The following is a 12,933-nucleotide window of genomic DNA, read 5'->3' as shown; positions in this document are numbered from 1 at the left end:
TCCCTATGATTAAACATTACATCCGTTCATCCATTATAGTATTAATTCAAACCGTTTTACCAATCATTGCCTTATTAGCGATTGCTCCTTGGCTCATTAATAGCAATCTGCTTACTCGCTGGCAAAGCACTTTCACTACTATCCAACCCTGGTTTATTGGCCTTCATGGTGTGCTGTATTTAGCCCTTGCCCTATTATGGCCAAGACTAATTTCACGCCTACAGAAACAACACCAGCTGACCACAGAGCAGCTGAATACTGCCTTAAAAGCGCGTTGGTATTTGCTGGCTATTTTTGTATTTATTGATGCTTTGATGATTGGGAGCCGATTATGAGCAATTACCCCATTAATAACCTATTAAGAGAACCAACAGAAGCCTGGTCAGCCATTACATGTTTGTCTCTCGCCATGCTGGCATATACCCAACCGCATTTATTTTTACTAACCCAAACCATGGGATTATATGCTGCACTCGCATTATTGATCCCTGGAATTTATCGAGCCTGGCAGGCAATTAAAGTAAAGCGCTATCACAGAAGATTATTAGCAATGCCCACCTATGCCCTATCAACCACAGAAATACCCTTATCAAAAAACTGGTTGTTCCTGGGCAAGGGCTTTCGCTGGCGACCAAGCCACACTCAAAAGCTGCATCAAATTAAACAAGTCAAAAATGAAAAGTTCATGCAAAGAAACTATTGCTACCAGTTTGCCAGAAGATTTTGCCAAAAACATGAACACACGAAATTAGCCAAATGGCTTAATACCAATTCAAAACTAAACCCATTTAGACCTGATCCGCCTGTTGGTGGCAGTCCATTCTTGCATGGCGTGGGTGAAGAAGATAAACCTGTATACATACCTCAAGATGTACGTGTAGGCCACACCTTCGTTGTTGGTACAACCAGAGTAGGAAAAACACGTTTGGCCAGCATTCTAATTAACCAAGACATCCGTAATGGTGATGCTGTTATCGTTGTAGATCCCAAAGGAGATCAAGACCTGGTTAGAGACATGATGGCAGCCTGTAAGGTTTCAGGCCGGACAGAAGATTTCAAAATCGTACACTTAGGATTTCCAGAGCAATCGGCACAATACAACCCTTTAAAGAATTTCGACCAAATCAGCGAAGTTGCAACAAGGATCACCGATGCAATCTCCGCAGAAGGTGAAGGAAAACAGTTCGCAGCCTTCGCCTGGAAATACGTAAATATCGTTGCTATATGCCTAGAAGAAATGGGACAACCCATTACCTACCAAACAATTGCTTTCTATATCAGCCGATTAGAACAATTATTAATGTCCTATGCTGATAAAATTCTTCCTAACCACTACCCAAACTACCATCAAGAGATAGATGAAATCATCGAGGAACATGATAGTAAAATAGGCAAAAATAATAAGACAAAATCCCCAATGGAACGCCACCAGGCAGTCGTGCAATATGTCAAAGACCACATCAACAAAACCATCAAAAACAACAATGCAGAAGCCCTACACGACCAAATCTTAATAGACCTATACGATGCAGCCATTATGGATAAGCACTATTACGACAAAATCACGGCCAGTGTTGGTCCTGTACTTTCTGAAATCAATAAAAGCAATGCCTCAAAAATCTTATCGTCAAAAGCTCAACCTGGTGAAATTGAACTGATGGATGTAATTAAAAATAAGAAAGTGCTTTATATCGGCTTAGATAGCCTAACCAATCCCAATATTGCCCAAGCAGTAGGAAAAGCCTTTTTGTCTGATCTGGTGTCTACAGCTGGTAAGATCTATAAAGAACCCAACGCACGATACACTTTAAATCTGCATTGCGATGAGTTGTCAGAGATTATCCAAGATTCATTTGTAAAGATTCTTAATAAGGCAGGTGGTGCTGGATTTCAGGTCACCGCTTATGCTCAGACTATCCAGGATATGGAAGTTGCACTAGGTTCCAGGGCTAAAGCTGAGGTATCTGAAGGGAATTTTAATACCCTGATTATGCTGCGCGTAAAAAATGAGGAAACAGCTAATTTACTGGTTAAAGTGCTGCCTCAAGTTGGCGTTGTTGGACATACCCAGGTCTCTATGGTGAATGATACGCCGCATGGGGACGATGGGGTTTATTTTAATACAACCAATGAGGATCGGGTTCAGACTTCTTCTGTGCCTATGATTGGGGTGGATGACATAATTTCCTTACCAAAGGGACAGGCTTTCATAATAGTAAATGGCGGAGAAATTTATAAGATCCGTATCCCCATTCCACTGAATACAAAATTAATTAGACAAACATGAGTATTACCAATAGAGTGGCCTGTAATTAGAAGTAGTGATATGAATATCACTTTTGTTTCCATTACATTTATCACATAACATTTGGAGGTTTGTTGGGTCATTCACACCTTTTAAAGCTATAGGCACTATATGATCAATAGCAGGTTTATTTTTTGTGTGTAATAAATGACTTAAGTCTTTTTGGCATAAGGCACAAAGCCCCTTTTCACGACAATATAAAGCCCGCACTAACCATTTAGGCCAAGATTTGCATCTTGTAACTCTTTCATCCAATTCACCAGCAATTAAAATATTGAATTCTTTCATCAGGTTTCGATCATCAAATAATAAATTAAAAACTTCGACTTTTAAAATCGGCGATAATTTGTCTTCTAATATTCCTCGCAAATATTCATAGCCATACGTGAAATAATCTCCGGGATGCTTTTTCAAATACTGTTTAATAGTCAAATATTTTATTTGATATTCTTCGAAAAGATTTATCACCTCATTGTCCTCAAAAATCTCAATATCATCTATGCTGTGAACATCAAAATATGGGTTAAAATAAACAACGCTAAAATAATCATTAATATGATATTCAATAACATCATGTAAAATTGTATTCTTTTGCGGCTTCGTAATTTGTTTTTCAAGATCAGATGCTAAATCTATTATGCAATCCAAATTCTGATTTATTATTTGCTCTTGTATATCATGAGCAAATTTAAATACTGCCCCATATTTAAAATCATGATATTTTTCCTCTATCATTAGGTAATACTCCTGTTTTTCTTTCAATTATAGACACTTCTATAATACCTATAAAACGACAAGCTTAAATTTTACAATTCTGCGTCACTGCAAATTTCCCAGCAGTGACGCAGAAAAATCACCTTGATTTTACCGCGTAAAATCAACACATTTCAGCATTTTGTCCGATCCCGCCAATCGGGATTGGACAAAATTCTTTCCAAAATCCCTTGCGAAGCAAGCACCGCTTTGCTAATTTGGAATCAAGCATGACTGAAGAGCTGGTGAAACTCCGGCGAAACGTTAACCGACGTCTTATGCTAAGCCACTTCATTCCCTAACCCCGTGGCTGGACGTTCAGTAGGGAAAACCATCTAGGAATCTCTGTCATCCGACAGGGCAACTCTCTCGGGAGTTTAAGTCAATTTATTTCAATTTGACCATGGACTTGTATGACAAGAGCCATTGTCTTGTCGTTTTTATTAATCATCAAAAAAAGGAGGAAATAAGCACTAAAAAACTGTTGTAAATCGGCGATATCGTTTGCCTTATAACGATTGATTTGTCCCCCACTTCGAGCTTAATGGCTTAGGCCAGGTTTCATCTTTGAGTGAGCCGCTCGTTCAACACTAAACCAAAGACAGGGCAAATAAATTTTTATCGGATGGGATGATGAGAAAATACAGCTTAAGACAAACTACCAATCAATATTTAAAGTTAGGCAATCAAGGCAGCTACAAAATCAAAAAACAAAGGGCATACGTCATTCGTAAAATGATCGATGATCTATATACCCTTGGTGATGTGCCATCTTCCTGGAAAAATATCCAAGCACACCATATCCACCAATTGGTAGCTCATTGGAAAAAGAGTAAAATTCGTGCAAGCACTATTATGAATCACATGACTATTGTCAGGCATTATCTAACCAGCATAGATTGCCTCATTCCCAATATCGACAATAAATCCCTGCAACTCAGCAAAGTTACCAAGAAACGCAAAAGAAAACTCAAAATCCAGCACGACCACTGGCAATTATGGGACAATCCCATACCACGCCTCATCATGGCATTACAAACAGAATTTGGCCTGACCTTTCAAGAAGCGATTTATATAAAACCTGAAATTAACATCCAAGAGGACGGCATCTGGATAACCAGAAATATCGCGTTCAATTCTCTAGACCGAACAATCCCTATCAGATTTGAAGTGCAAAAAGCCATCCTGGATGAAATCAAAAAGCTGACTGAGGGTAAATCCATTGCTGAATTTAACGATTACGAAGACACTAAAGTCGCCTGGCGTAAGGCGTTAAAAAAACATGCTCTACCAATTAACAAAGCCTACCGCTATCTCTATGCAAAACAAATGGCTCCGTATCTTTTACCCCTATTGGGAAAATATGAAGCCTATTGGGTTATACGCGGCGAAATGGGCATCAAATCCCGGGATTCTTTATGGAGGTATCTCAATGAGTAAGTCCAAACTTAAAAATGCCCAGTACTCAATCAATGAATGTATTAAGAAAATCCAAAACTACTCCCACGCCAGCCGGGCAGATATGAAACACATGCTGAATCGCTGCGTCAAAGATTTACATGAACTAGGCTACATGGTCACACACATTAAAGGATTAAAGCCGAAACACATCCATATCCTGGTTGAACATTGGAAAGCCCAGAATAAAAACCCTGCAACAATTAAAAATTACATGGCTAAACTGCGAAAAGTAGCCTCTGTACTAGACAAGCCAGAGCTGGTAAAGCAAGGCAACGACAGCTACCAAATCAACAAACGTAATTATATTCCTCTGTACAATAAAGCAATCAACAACGTCGATTTCTCCAAATGCCCAGACCCGATGATCCGTTTATCTCTGGAAGCTCAATCCCTATTTGGCCTTCGCCGTGAAGAATCCATGAAAATCGTACTCAGTGATGCCTGGCAAGGAAATAAACTGGCTATTAAGCCCAGCTGGACAAAAGGGGGAATTGGCCGCGATATTAAACTCACCAATGAACAACAACGGCAATGGCTACTCAATGCAATAAAACAGGTTCCTCCCGGACAATCCCTCATTCCTAAAGAAAGGACTTATAAAAATCATTTGGCACACTATCATGAAGTAATAGAAAAAATGGGCTTAAGCAAATGCCATGGGCTTCGCCACGCCTATGCTCAGAGAAGATATCAGGAAATAACTAAATCCTATGACAAAGCTGGTAAAGGGCTTATATGTCCGATACAAGGGGGTAGAGTTTACAAAGAACTTAATCCCCTTGAAAAATATTGGGATAGAACCGCTAGAGAACTGATTAGCCAAGAACTTGGGCATTCCAGACTGAGTATAACGAAGATCTACTTGGGCTGACAATCTATGCTTTTTAAAGTCGTCGATACCCATTTGAACTCTGATAAAATATAAATTGTAATTCAAACACCCTGAATAGTTTTCAAGATAAAATTTACCCTGTCCGAAACAGTTGTTAAAGGAATATCAACCAATTGATATCCTAATTCTGAATACGCTTGTCTTAAATCATTTTCAAATACCTGAGCCGCTTCAAAAGAGATCTGTCGCTCCTCGTCATTGATATAAATCCGTTCCCATGCTGGAGCAAAAAACACTGTTGAATTATATTGATTTATACGACTGGCCTTTAGCTCAGAACCAATATCTAAACCAAAACACTTACTATAAGCAATAAGGTCAGGAAGACCTCTGTCAAAAAAAACCAAATCATATTTAGGGGCGTTCTCATAGTCATAAAGCATTCGTGATAACATCAACTCTTTAAACAAAAAGGGATTTTTGTCATAAACGCCCTCTCCATCAATGAGCCTTTGTTGCGCTAAAACTCGTCTGGCAGGCTCATCAATAACAGGGAAACCCCGCTTTGCTAATTCAGCTAACATAGATGTTTTTCCGCTGCCTGGTGCTCCAGTTAATATGTAAAATTGGTTCATCAATTCCTTAGCCCTATTAAAATAAAATATTGTTTTAACCATGATATAATATCTGGCTAAATAATTTAGCCAATGAGAATGACATGATTGTACTTCGCGAACCATCTCCCCAAGATGAAACAGCTTTTATTTCAGCAATGAAAAAAAGCCGCGATTTTCATTTTCCTTTTATAACAGCCCCAACAACCGCCGAAGAATTTCGACTTTACTTGAATAAGGGCGATCAAGAAAGTGAACAATACTATTTTGCCTGGAATGATGACCAGCAGATTATCGGTGTTTTTAATATTAGCGGTATCATGCGAGGCGTATTTAAAAGTGCTTATTTGGGGTATTACGCCACTGCGGAGTCTGCTGGAAAAGGATTAATGAGTGAAGCACTTAAATTGGTTCTTAAAGAAATATTCACAACCCTTGATCTTCATCGAATTGAGGCCAACATTCAACCAACAAATACTGCATCAATACAACTTGCAAAGAAGAACGGGTTTATCAAAGAAGGATTTTCACCCCGATATTTGAAAATCAATGGCATCTGGCAAGATCATTTTCGTTTTGCCCTAACCTTTGAAGATTGGTTAACAAACCAGTAACTGGAGTTAAATAACATGCACATTATCAAAACCTCCCGGTTAATCTTACGACCCTGGCATGAACAAGATAGCAAACCATTTTTTCAAATAAACCAGGATGAAAAGGTACTGGAGTTTTTGCCCGGTAGCATGTCCGAGGAGCAAATAAATGAATTCATGCGGCATCAAAATGCACAGTTAGAAACCCGTCATTACATGTTATGGGCAGTTGAATTACAAAACACGGGCGAACTAATAGGTTTTATAGGTCTTAATTATTTTGATAAACCTGCCCATTTTTCACCTGCCGTTGAAATTGGTTGGCGTTTAGGCTCGCAACACTGGGGATATGGATATGCAACAGAGGGTGCTTTGGCTTCCTTAGATTATGGCTTTAATCAACTGAAGCTCAACGAAATAGTTGCATTCACAGTACCAGACAATCTACGCTCAAGAAAAGTTATGGAAAAAATTGGTATGGCGCATGATATAAATGGCTCTTTCGCCCATCCCAAACTGCCACTGAATCACCGACTATCGAATCACGTCCTCTATCGTATTAAAAGAGAACAATAGTTTCATTTGCGTTCATTTAATATCAACAAGAAAAAACTCTTGATTTACAATCCTGGCTTGATAATCTGAAAGCAACACAACTGATGAGTCAGTGTAATTCTGACGAAACCACCAGGTCTTGTGATATGCCATCTTGTTCCCCTAATTCCATGGCAAAGCGTTTAGCAGGGAAAACCCATCAAGAGATGTTTTACGGCTTTACGCCCGAGGAGTGCTTCAAGCACATCATCATTAATAACCAGGTAAATCAACCGATGTTTCGGTGATCTTTTTTGCATAACCCAATTGGGATGAACAGTCCTTTTTGGGGCTAATCCTCCCTACCCCAAGGAGCCACCATGCAACAACAGGAACCAGTACAACTTGAGATTGAACATTTGCTCTTTGAGCTGAATTGTTGTGTGAATGATTTAAGCCGACACCGGCTTCAAATTAGCACCCATGACATCCAGCAAGCAGAGCTAAGTTTAAACAAATTGGAATCTCTAATTTCCTTTGTCAAACAGTTCGATACTCAGCGAATCGCTTGTTAATTGAAGTAATTAAAGCCTTATCCGCATAACAGAAAACCATCTGCCTATGCGGGTGTTTTTATGTTATGACCCCCCACATCAACAATAACAGGAGAATAAAATGACCGCATCTTTAAATCGCGTTCAATTAATAGGTAATCTCGGTGCTGATCCTAAAAGCATCGCCGGAAAAGACGGACAATCTTTTGTCACTGCTACTTTGGCTACTAATGAGTCATTCAAACAGAATGATGAATGGCAAACCAGAGTGGAATGGCATCAGCTGGTGCTTTTTGGCAAGCTGACGAAGATCGCTGAATATTTAAAGAAAGGTTCGCAAGTCTACCTCGAAGGTAAATTGCGTTCCAATCAATGGACTGACAATGAGGGCAAAACGCGCCAAGCCTTAAGCATTGTTGTTAGCCACATTCAGCTTCTCAACTCATCAAAATCAGCTGACGAATCCAGTAACAAAACCGCAGAAGAACACATGGCTCAGATGCGTGAAATATTGCAACCGGATTCAGAAGAAATTCCGTATTAGTCAAACCCAATCATGGGAGCAAGCTCCCGTGTGGGATTGCTCCATTCACATAAGGAGATAATCCCATGGACACCCCTTCAATTTATGTCGCCTGCTTAGCCTCTTACAACAACGCCATCCTGCATGGTGTATGGATAGATGCTACTCAAAGCGAAGATAACATCATGAAAGAAATCTGGGAAATGCTAGATAACAGCCCAGAACCCAAGGCTGAGGAATACGCCATACATGATTACGAGGGATTCGGCAGCATAAAAATCCATGAATATGAAGGAATAAGCAACATTGTGGAGTATGCCTCATTTATTCAAGAACATGGGGAACTAGGCTTAGCCCTTCTCTGTGATTATTCAGTGGATGATGCACAAACCATGTTGGAGGATCATTACCAGGGTTGCTATGATTCAGAGGTTGATTTTGCCAGGCAATTATTTGATGACTGTTATGCCCATCAAATGCCGGATAGTTTGATCTGCTATTTTGATTTTGAGGCTTTTGCCCGGGATCTTTTTATCAATGATTATTGTTCGGTTGAGCATAATGGACAGACTCATGTTTTTTCAAACTATTAAGCCCTCTTTGAGGGCTTACACAGCAACACCCACATACAACAAAAAAGATAAAAATTAAGGTAGTGTAGTCATTTATTGATTGAATTAAGATGTAATTTATCCGACAATCATTTTTCATAAAAATAACCAATAAAAATTGGAACAGATTAATAAATAATAGGTGAGTGAATGTCAGTTAGGAATGGAAACTATTGTGCCTTCTATGTCGCTGAGCCTTTTAGTACCAGCTCATTAGGAGCGCATGCAACAAAAGACTTCTATTACTACAATCTCATAAGATTATGGAAGGGCTCAGACGCTACTTTCCCTTTCATTGACTCACATGACAAGACATACAATGTCCGCGACGGTAGTAGTTGGGAACTAACATTGAAGCCACGGTTAAGAGAACGGCTTCGAGTATCAAAGAACATTATTTTATTTCTCAGTTCAACAACGACCAACTCTAATGCACTTAGAGAAGAAATCGACTATGGGATAAACGATCAAAAACTACCGGTGATTGTTGTTTATCCTGATTACAATTCCAAAGCAAGCCTATTGACTAATGGTTATCTTAAACAAGACGTAAAAAATTTATGGGACAAATTACCTATATTTAAGAACTCAATAAAAAATGTTCCCACACTCCATATTCCCATGGACAAAGAAGTAATTCGCCAAGCTCTAACAAATCAGGGCTTCATGTTTTCTACCCAAAAAGAAGCGGACATCTACATCTATAAAACTTAAGTCGGAAGGCCTAGAAATAAAAATGACAAAGGTTAAAATCACTGATACACGTGTATTAAGAAAATTTTTAGAAAAGATATCTGTTATATCTATGGTCATTACAACAATTGTTATTTTTGTTGATATACCTACCGAATGCCGCATTAAATATGGTATAGCATTTTTGATATTGTTACCTATCCTTTACATTGCTATTTGGTATCGAGCCAACAGCCTTCAAGATATAAACTTAAACATCGAAGGGAGTGCCGTAAATATCAAAGTTGGAGATATTTTTCATCAACAAGGATTCAAAGTAATTGCGTTCAATGAATATTTTGATACGTTGGTTGATGATAAAGTGATTGCGCAAAAGTCACTTAATGGCATTTTTATCAACAAACATCTGAACAGCAGCCCCATAGAACTCGATGAATATATTCAAACTTATGAATTTGACGAAAACGAGATTTTAGCAACCAATGTACCCAGAAAATCTGGAAAAACCACTCAGTATCATATTGGAACAATATGTGTATATGAAGATTACCTTCTAACAGCATTCTCAAAATTTGATAGTAACAACAAAGCAAACCTAACTATGCCTGAGTATTTAGAATTTCTGATTACCTTCTGGGACAAAGTTAATAGAGTTTATGCCCAACAAAATGTATCAACTACAATTTTTGGCTCGGGCATAACCCGAATCAAAGGGCACAAGAATATTAGTGATGAAGATCTTTTAAAAATCATGCTCTGGACATTTCGAATCAGCGAGATGAGATTTAAATATCCAGCAAAACTAACCATTATCATTCATAAGGATAAGATTAATCAGATCAATCTCTTTGACATTAAATCAGCTAGAAATGGAATGTAATATTTATGCTCAATATACTAAAACCAACTTTCAATTCAGTATAACTTGGATTAAAATCCCCCTTCGGGAGATCGTCGTATTTGAGTACGACATCGTACGACACAGTACGCCATTTGTAGGAAAAACCCGCGGCAAAATTTATAATAAAATCAAGTGGTTAAAATTGTTAAGCATGACTCATAATCCGTTGGTCCTAGGTTCAAGTCCTAGTGGGCCCACCAACAAAGTCCTTTAAATTCAATAACATACAACTGATTATCTTAAAGCCCTAAAACCCATTGTGGGGATTTTGTGGGGCACAAACAACACAATCTCATAAACTTACGACCTTATGGTTTTGTGTAACTACCTTTTCTTTCCTATTATTTGGATTGCGGAGCAAAGTGAGTACCACACCACTTTTCTGTTTTTCGCAAACCTTATTCCCAGCTTCATACAGATTTTGCAGTTCCGCTGATGAATAGTGCGTCGTAATACGACCTGAGCGGTGACCTAACAGATCTTGCCGATCTTCAAAACTCACCCCAACAGAACGCAATCGCCTGCCAAAGGTATGTTTTAAATCATGTACTCGCACAAATTCCAAACCAGCTTCCTTACGAGCCTCTTTCCAGCCTGTATTATTTAGGCTCATCCCCATTTCCGGGGGCACGAATCAAGAACACAAAACTTTAACCCTTAACCTATAGTTTTCAAAATTTCTAAATCCGTAAGCACGCCGTTGAATTAGCTTCATCTTTCGATGGAAGCCTTCCGTAATGCCGTTGTTTTTAGTAAACCGCCACATTCTAACCACTTCTTCACGCCATTGGTATAATGTTCTACCCAGAGTTTTAAGAGGCTCAAAAGGGCTTTCTTTCAGACTGGAAACCAGTTTCAGAAAGAGAGGTATTAAACGCGAACACTGCTTTGCGGTGCGATGTTTTCGCATGAGTAGCCGATGTAATCGCTGTTTAAAATAATAGATAGCAGCAATGATAGGCTGTTGCTGCAAATAACGTTCTCTTTTATTTAATCGTTTTAGGTTGAGATTACTCGGATTGGTTCTCAGTGCGGCCAGAAGACCTCGCTGATATTTCATGTCTGGGTCAATTTGATGATAAGTCTGAAGGCTCATCTGGTTCAATAAACGAATCACATGAAAGCGGTCAGCGACTATCATGGCGTTGGGAAAGTAGCGCCTGATTAATTTGCGGTAACTTGAGCTTAAATCAATACAAACCACCTGTACCTTTTCTTTTCCCTCTAAGGTCGCTAAATAACTCTCCAAATCCTTTTCTGAACGCCCTTCAACCACATCAAATATTTTATGTTTCGCTAAATCACAAAACGTGGTGGCATAGCCCACTTTCCTATTAAATGAATGTTCATCAAGCCCTAGTATTCTCGGACAAGAGCGGGTAGCAATCTTCTTGGAGCGAAGTTCATAACCATAATGATACCAACGTTCGACTGTCGATTTTCCAAGCTTTAAATCGCGTGACAAGTCCTTTTGACTTACCCCTTTGCTGTGATAATGAAATACTTGTTTGCGTAAGCTCTCGGTCGCCCTTTGGTGTTTACCTATTCCAGGAAAGCGCTGATTAAAATAACGGCCACAATCACCACAATAATATTTATGAGCCTTAATGCATAAATAGCTACGACCCAAGCCAATCGACTCATGACGGACACGTCTTATAAAACTATCCTTTATACGTAATTTTTTATTGCCACAATGAATGCAACGAACAACACAACGATAACTTACTTCGATATAAACAGGGCTCTCACCACTCACCTTTTTAATAGAATATCCCGGTAAATTTAGGATACAATCTTTCTTGGGCATTTTAATCTTCCTTTTGACCGTAAAATCAAAGAGTTAGTCTATACTAACTTGATTAAAGTGCCCCTTCTTTTGGGGTTGAGCCAAACATAGCCTCTGAGTAATTATTGTACTTGGATGTATTTCACCAATAGATGGAATCTGAGCGTTACTTCAACTCCTTATTTAATCCTCTCCGCTCCCCAGTCATCATTACTTAATTTATGCAAATTTGCAGAAACAATCCGCTGAACCTTTAGTAAATATTTTTGGTATCCTCTCAAATTCACTGGTAACTGTAGACTACAGGTAAGATAATGAAAAAAATTAATCTATTTTGTAATGTGCAACTTCAATCAAATTTCCATCTGGATCGCGAAACCAAACAGACTCCATTTCTCCTAAGGTTCCTGATATTATCGTGGGTTCCTTTTCGATAGTAATATTATGTTTGATAAGATGCTTTACTACCTCTGTTATTGCAGTATCTGTAACAAGACAAATATCAGTTGACCCAGGTGTAGCTTTCAAAGCTTTAGGTTCAACTTCTTTGCCCGCTAAATGAATGTGTAGACGTTGATCGCCAAAACGTAATGCTTTTATCTCAACATTTTTTCCTCGCAGAGTAAGCTCTTGCATATTGAGAATTGTTGTGTAGAAGTTAACTGATGTATTGATATCTTTAACAGTAATAACAAGGTGATCTATCCTTTTAATTTGCATTATTCACTCCTCATAGATGTTTTTTGATTTAGGCCCAACAATTATAGTGA

General features: G+C 38.7%; 15 protein-coding genes and 1 pseudogene. 11 read left to right on the top strand and 5 right to left on the bottom strand.

What is annotated here, in order from left to right:
* The first annotated feature begins 5 nt into the window (after positions 1-5).
* A complete protein-coding gene (locus BN1094_RS04640) occupies positions 6-335 on the top strand; it encodes a hypothetical protein (protein WP_043873157.1) in 330 nt (109 codons plus the stop codon).
* Positions 332-2,287: a type IV conjugative transfer system coupling protein TraD gene (traD, locus tag BN1094_RS04635; protein ID WP_043873156.1), complete on the top strand. Its 1,956-nt coding sequence runs from the start codon at positions 332-334 to the stop codon at positions 2,285-2,287. Before BN1094_RS04640 ends, traD begins: the two co-directional genes overlap by 4 nt.
* A 3-nt stretch (positions 2,288-2,290) precedes the next feature.
* On the opposite strand, the gene BN1094_RS04630 is transcribed toward traD, so the two are convergent.
* A complete protein-coding gene (locus BN1094_RS04630) occupies positions 2,291-3,040 on the bottom strand; it encodes an HNH endonuclease (protein ID WP_043873155.1) in 750 nt (249 codons plus the stop codon).
* 651 nt (positions 3,041-3,691) lie between these two features.
* On the opposite strand from BN1094_RS04630, the gene BN1094_RS04625 reads away from it, so the two are divergent.
* Positions 3,692-4,498, top strand: coding sequence for a phage integrase N-terminal domain-containing protein (locus BN1094_RS04625; protein ID WP_043873154.1), 807 nt, complete (start codon positions 3,692-3,694; stop codon positions 4,496-4,498).
* Positions 4,491-5,390 carry a phage integrase N-terminal domain-containing protein gene (locus BN1094_RS04620; RefSeq protein ID WP_043873153.1) on the top strand — a complete coding sequence of 300 codons (900 nt, stop codon included), beginning with the start codon at positions 4,491-4,493 and terminating at the stop codon, positions 5,388-5,390. The genes BN1094_RS04625 and BN1094_RS04620 overlap by 8 nt, the downstream gene beginning before the upstream one ends.
* A 62-nt stretch (positions 5,391-5,452) precedes the next feature.
* On the opposite strand, the gene BN1094_RS04615 is transcribed toward BN1094_RS04620, so the two are convergent.
* On the bottom strand, positions 5,453-5,986 hold the full coding sequence (locus tag BN1094_RS04615; protein ID WP_052403136.1) for an AAA family ATPase: 534 nt from the start codon (positions 5,984-5,986) through the stop codon (positions 5,453-5,455).
* Between the two features lie 83 nt (positions 5,987-6,069).
* Here BN1094_RS04615 and BN1094_RS04610 point away from each other — a divergent pair, with 83 nt between their 5' ends.
* The 7 genes from BN1094_RS04610 to BN1094_RS04580 all read left to right on the top strand — a co-directional run bounded on the left by BN1094_RS04610 (position 6,070) and on the right by BN1094_RS04580 (position 10,353).
* A complete protein-coding gene (locus tag BN1094_RS04610; protein WP_043873152.1) occupies positions 6,070-6,579 on the top strand; it encodes a GNAT family N-acetyltransferase in 510 nt (169 codons plus the stop codon).
* A gap of 15 nt (positions 6,580-6,594) precedes the next feature.
* Positions 6,595-7,134 (top strand): GNAT family N-acetyltransferase, encoded by a 540-nt coding sequence (locus BN1094_RS04605; RefSeq protein ID WP_043873151.1) that lies wholly within the window; start codon positions 6,595-6,597, stop codon positions 7,132-7,134.
* A 338-nt stretch (positions 7,135-7,472) separates the two neighbouring features.
* Entirely contained in the window at positions 7,473-7,667 is a 195-nt protein-coding gene (locus BN1094_RS04600; protein WP_043873150.1) for a hypothetical protein, read from the top strand.
* Positions 7,668-7,767: 100 nt separating this feature from the next.
* Positions 7,768-8,190 carry a single-stranded DNA-binding protein gene (locus BN1094_RS04595; RefSeq protein ID WP_043873149.1) on the top strand — a complete coding sequence of 141 codons (423 nt, stop codon included), beginning with the start codon at positions 7,768-7,770 and terminating at the stop codon, positions 8,188-8,190.
* 65 nt (positions 8,191-8,255) lie between these two features.
* Complete coding sequence (locus BN1094_RS04590; RefSeq protein ID WP_043873148.1) at positions 8,256-8,762, top strand: antirestriction protein ArdA; 507 nt, start codon at positions 8,256-8,258, stop codon at positions 8,760-8,762.
* Positions 8,763-8,930: 168 nt separating this feature from the next.
* Positions 8,931-9,494, top strand: a complete 564-nt coding sequence (locus BN1094_RS04585; RefSeq protein WP_043873147.1) for a TIR domain-containing protein — start codon at positions 8,931-8,933, stop codon at positions 9,492-9,494.
* Between the two features lie 22 nt (positions 9,495-9,516).
* Positions 9,517-10,353 carry a macro domain-containing protein gene (locus tag BN1094_RS04580; protein ID WP_043873146.1) on the top strand — a complete coding sequence of 279 codons (837 nt, stop codon included), beginning with the start codon at positions 9,517-9,519 and terminating at the stop codon, positions 10,351-10,353.
* A 313-nt stretch (positions 10,354-10,666) separates the two neighbouring features.
* Here the strand turns inward: BN1094_RS04580 and BN1094_RS04570 are convergent.
* From BN1094_RS04570 to BN1094_RS04560, 3 genes and pseudogenes are all read right to left on the bottom strand, one after another.
* A pseudogene (locus tag BN1094_RS04570) lies at positions 10,667-10,975 on the bottom strand (tyrosine-type recombinase/integrase); the annotation flags it as partial.
* A 33-nt stretch (positions 10,976-11,008) separates the two neighbouring features.
* Positions 11,009-12,184 carry an ISL3 family transposase gene (locus tag BN1094_RS04565; protein ID WP_043873144.1) on the bottom strand — a complete coding sequence of 392 codons (1,176 nt, stop codon included), beginning with the start codon at positions 12,182-12,184 and terminating at the stop codon, positions 11,009-11,011.
* A 303-nt stretch (positions 12,185-12,487) separates the two neighbouring features.
* The gene (locus tag BN1094_RS04560) at positions 12,488-12,883 is read right to left on the bottom strand and encodes a VOC family protein (RefSeq protein WP_043873143.1); all 396 of its coding nucleotides are present in this window, start codon (positions 12,881-12,883) and stop codon (positions 12,488-12,490) included.
* Positions 12,884-12,933: the final 50 nt, after the last annotated feature.

This window comes from Legionella massiliensis (genome assembly GCF_000756815.1).
GTDB classification, from domain to species: Bacteria; Pseudomonadota; Gammaproteobacteria; order Legionellales; family Legionellaceae; genus Tatlockia; species Tatlockia massiliensis.
The sequence above is the reverse complement of the archived record's forward strand: the minus strand, read 5'-3'. Positions and strand labels throughout refer to the sequence as shown.

Bases quoted from the DNA above. Each gene is read 5' to 3' on its own strand.
- BN1094_RS04640 (WP_043873157.1), top strand. From the start codon at position 6: ATGATTAAACATTACATCCGTTCATCCATTATAGTATTAATTCAAACC.
- traD (WP_043873156.1), top strand. From the start codon at position 332: ATGAGCAATTACCCCATTAATAACCTATTAAGAGAACCAACAGAAGCC.
- BN1094_RS04630 (WP_043873155.1), bottom strand. From the start codon at position 3,040: ATGATAGAGGAAAAATATCATGATTTTAAATATGGGGCAGTATTTAAA.
- BN1094_RS04625 (WP_043873154.1), top strand. From the start codon at position 3,692: ATGAGAAAATACAGCTTAAGACAAACTACCAATCAATATTTAAAGTTA.
- BN1094_RS04620 (WP_043873153.1), top strand. From the start codon at position 4,491: ATGAGTAAGTCCAAACTTAAAAATGCCCAGTACTCAATCAATGAATGT.
- BN1094_RS04615 (WP_052403136.1), bottom strand. From the start codon at position 5,986: ATGAACCAATTTTACATATTAACTGGAGCACCAGGCAGCGGAAAAACA.
- BN1094_RS04610 (WP_043873152.1), top strand. From the start codon at position 6,070: ATGATTGTACTTCGCGAACCATCTCCCCAAGATGAAACAGCTTTTATT.
- BN1094_RS04605 (WP_043873151.1), top strand. From the start codon at position 6,595: ATGCACATTATCAAAACCTCCCGGTTAATCTTACGACCCTGGCATGAA.
- BN1094_RS04600 (WP_043873150.1), top strand. From the start codon at position 7,473: ATGCAACAACAGGAACCAGTACAACTTGAGATTGAACATTTGCTCTTT.
- BN1094_RS04595 (WP_043873149.1), top strand. From the start codon at position 7,768: ATGACCGCATCTTTAAATCGCGTTCAATTAATAGGTAATCTCGGTGCT.
- BN1094_RS04590 (WP_043873148.1), top strand. From the start codon at position 8,256: ATGGACACCCCTTCAATTTATGTCGCCTGCTTAGCCTCTTACAACAAC.
- BN1094_RS04585 (WP_043873147.1), top strand. From the start codon at position 8,931: ATGTCAGTTAGGAATGGAAACTATTGTGCCTTCTATGTCGCTGAGCCT.
- BN1094_RS04580 (WP_043873146.1), top strand. From the start codon at position 9,517: ATGACAAAGGTTAAAATCACTGATACACGTGTATTAAGAAAATTTTTA.
- BN1094_RS04565 (WP_043873144.1), bottom strand. From the start codon at position 12,184: ATGCCCAAGAAAGATTGTATCCTAAATTTACCGGGATATTCTATTAAA.
- BN1094_RS04560 (WP_043873143.1), bottom strand. From the start codon at position 12,883: ATGCAAATTAAAAGGATAGATCACCTTGTTATTACTGTTAAAGATATC.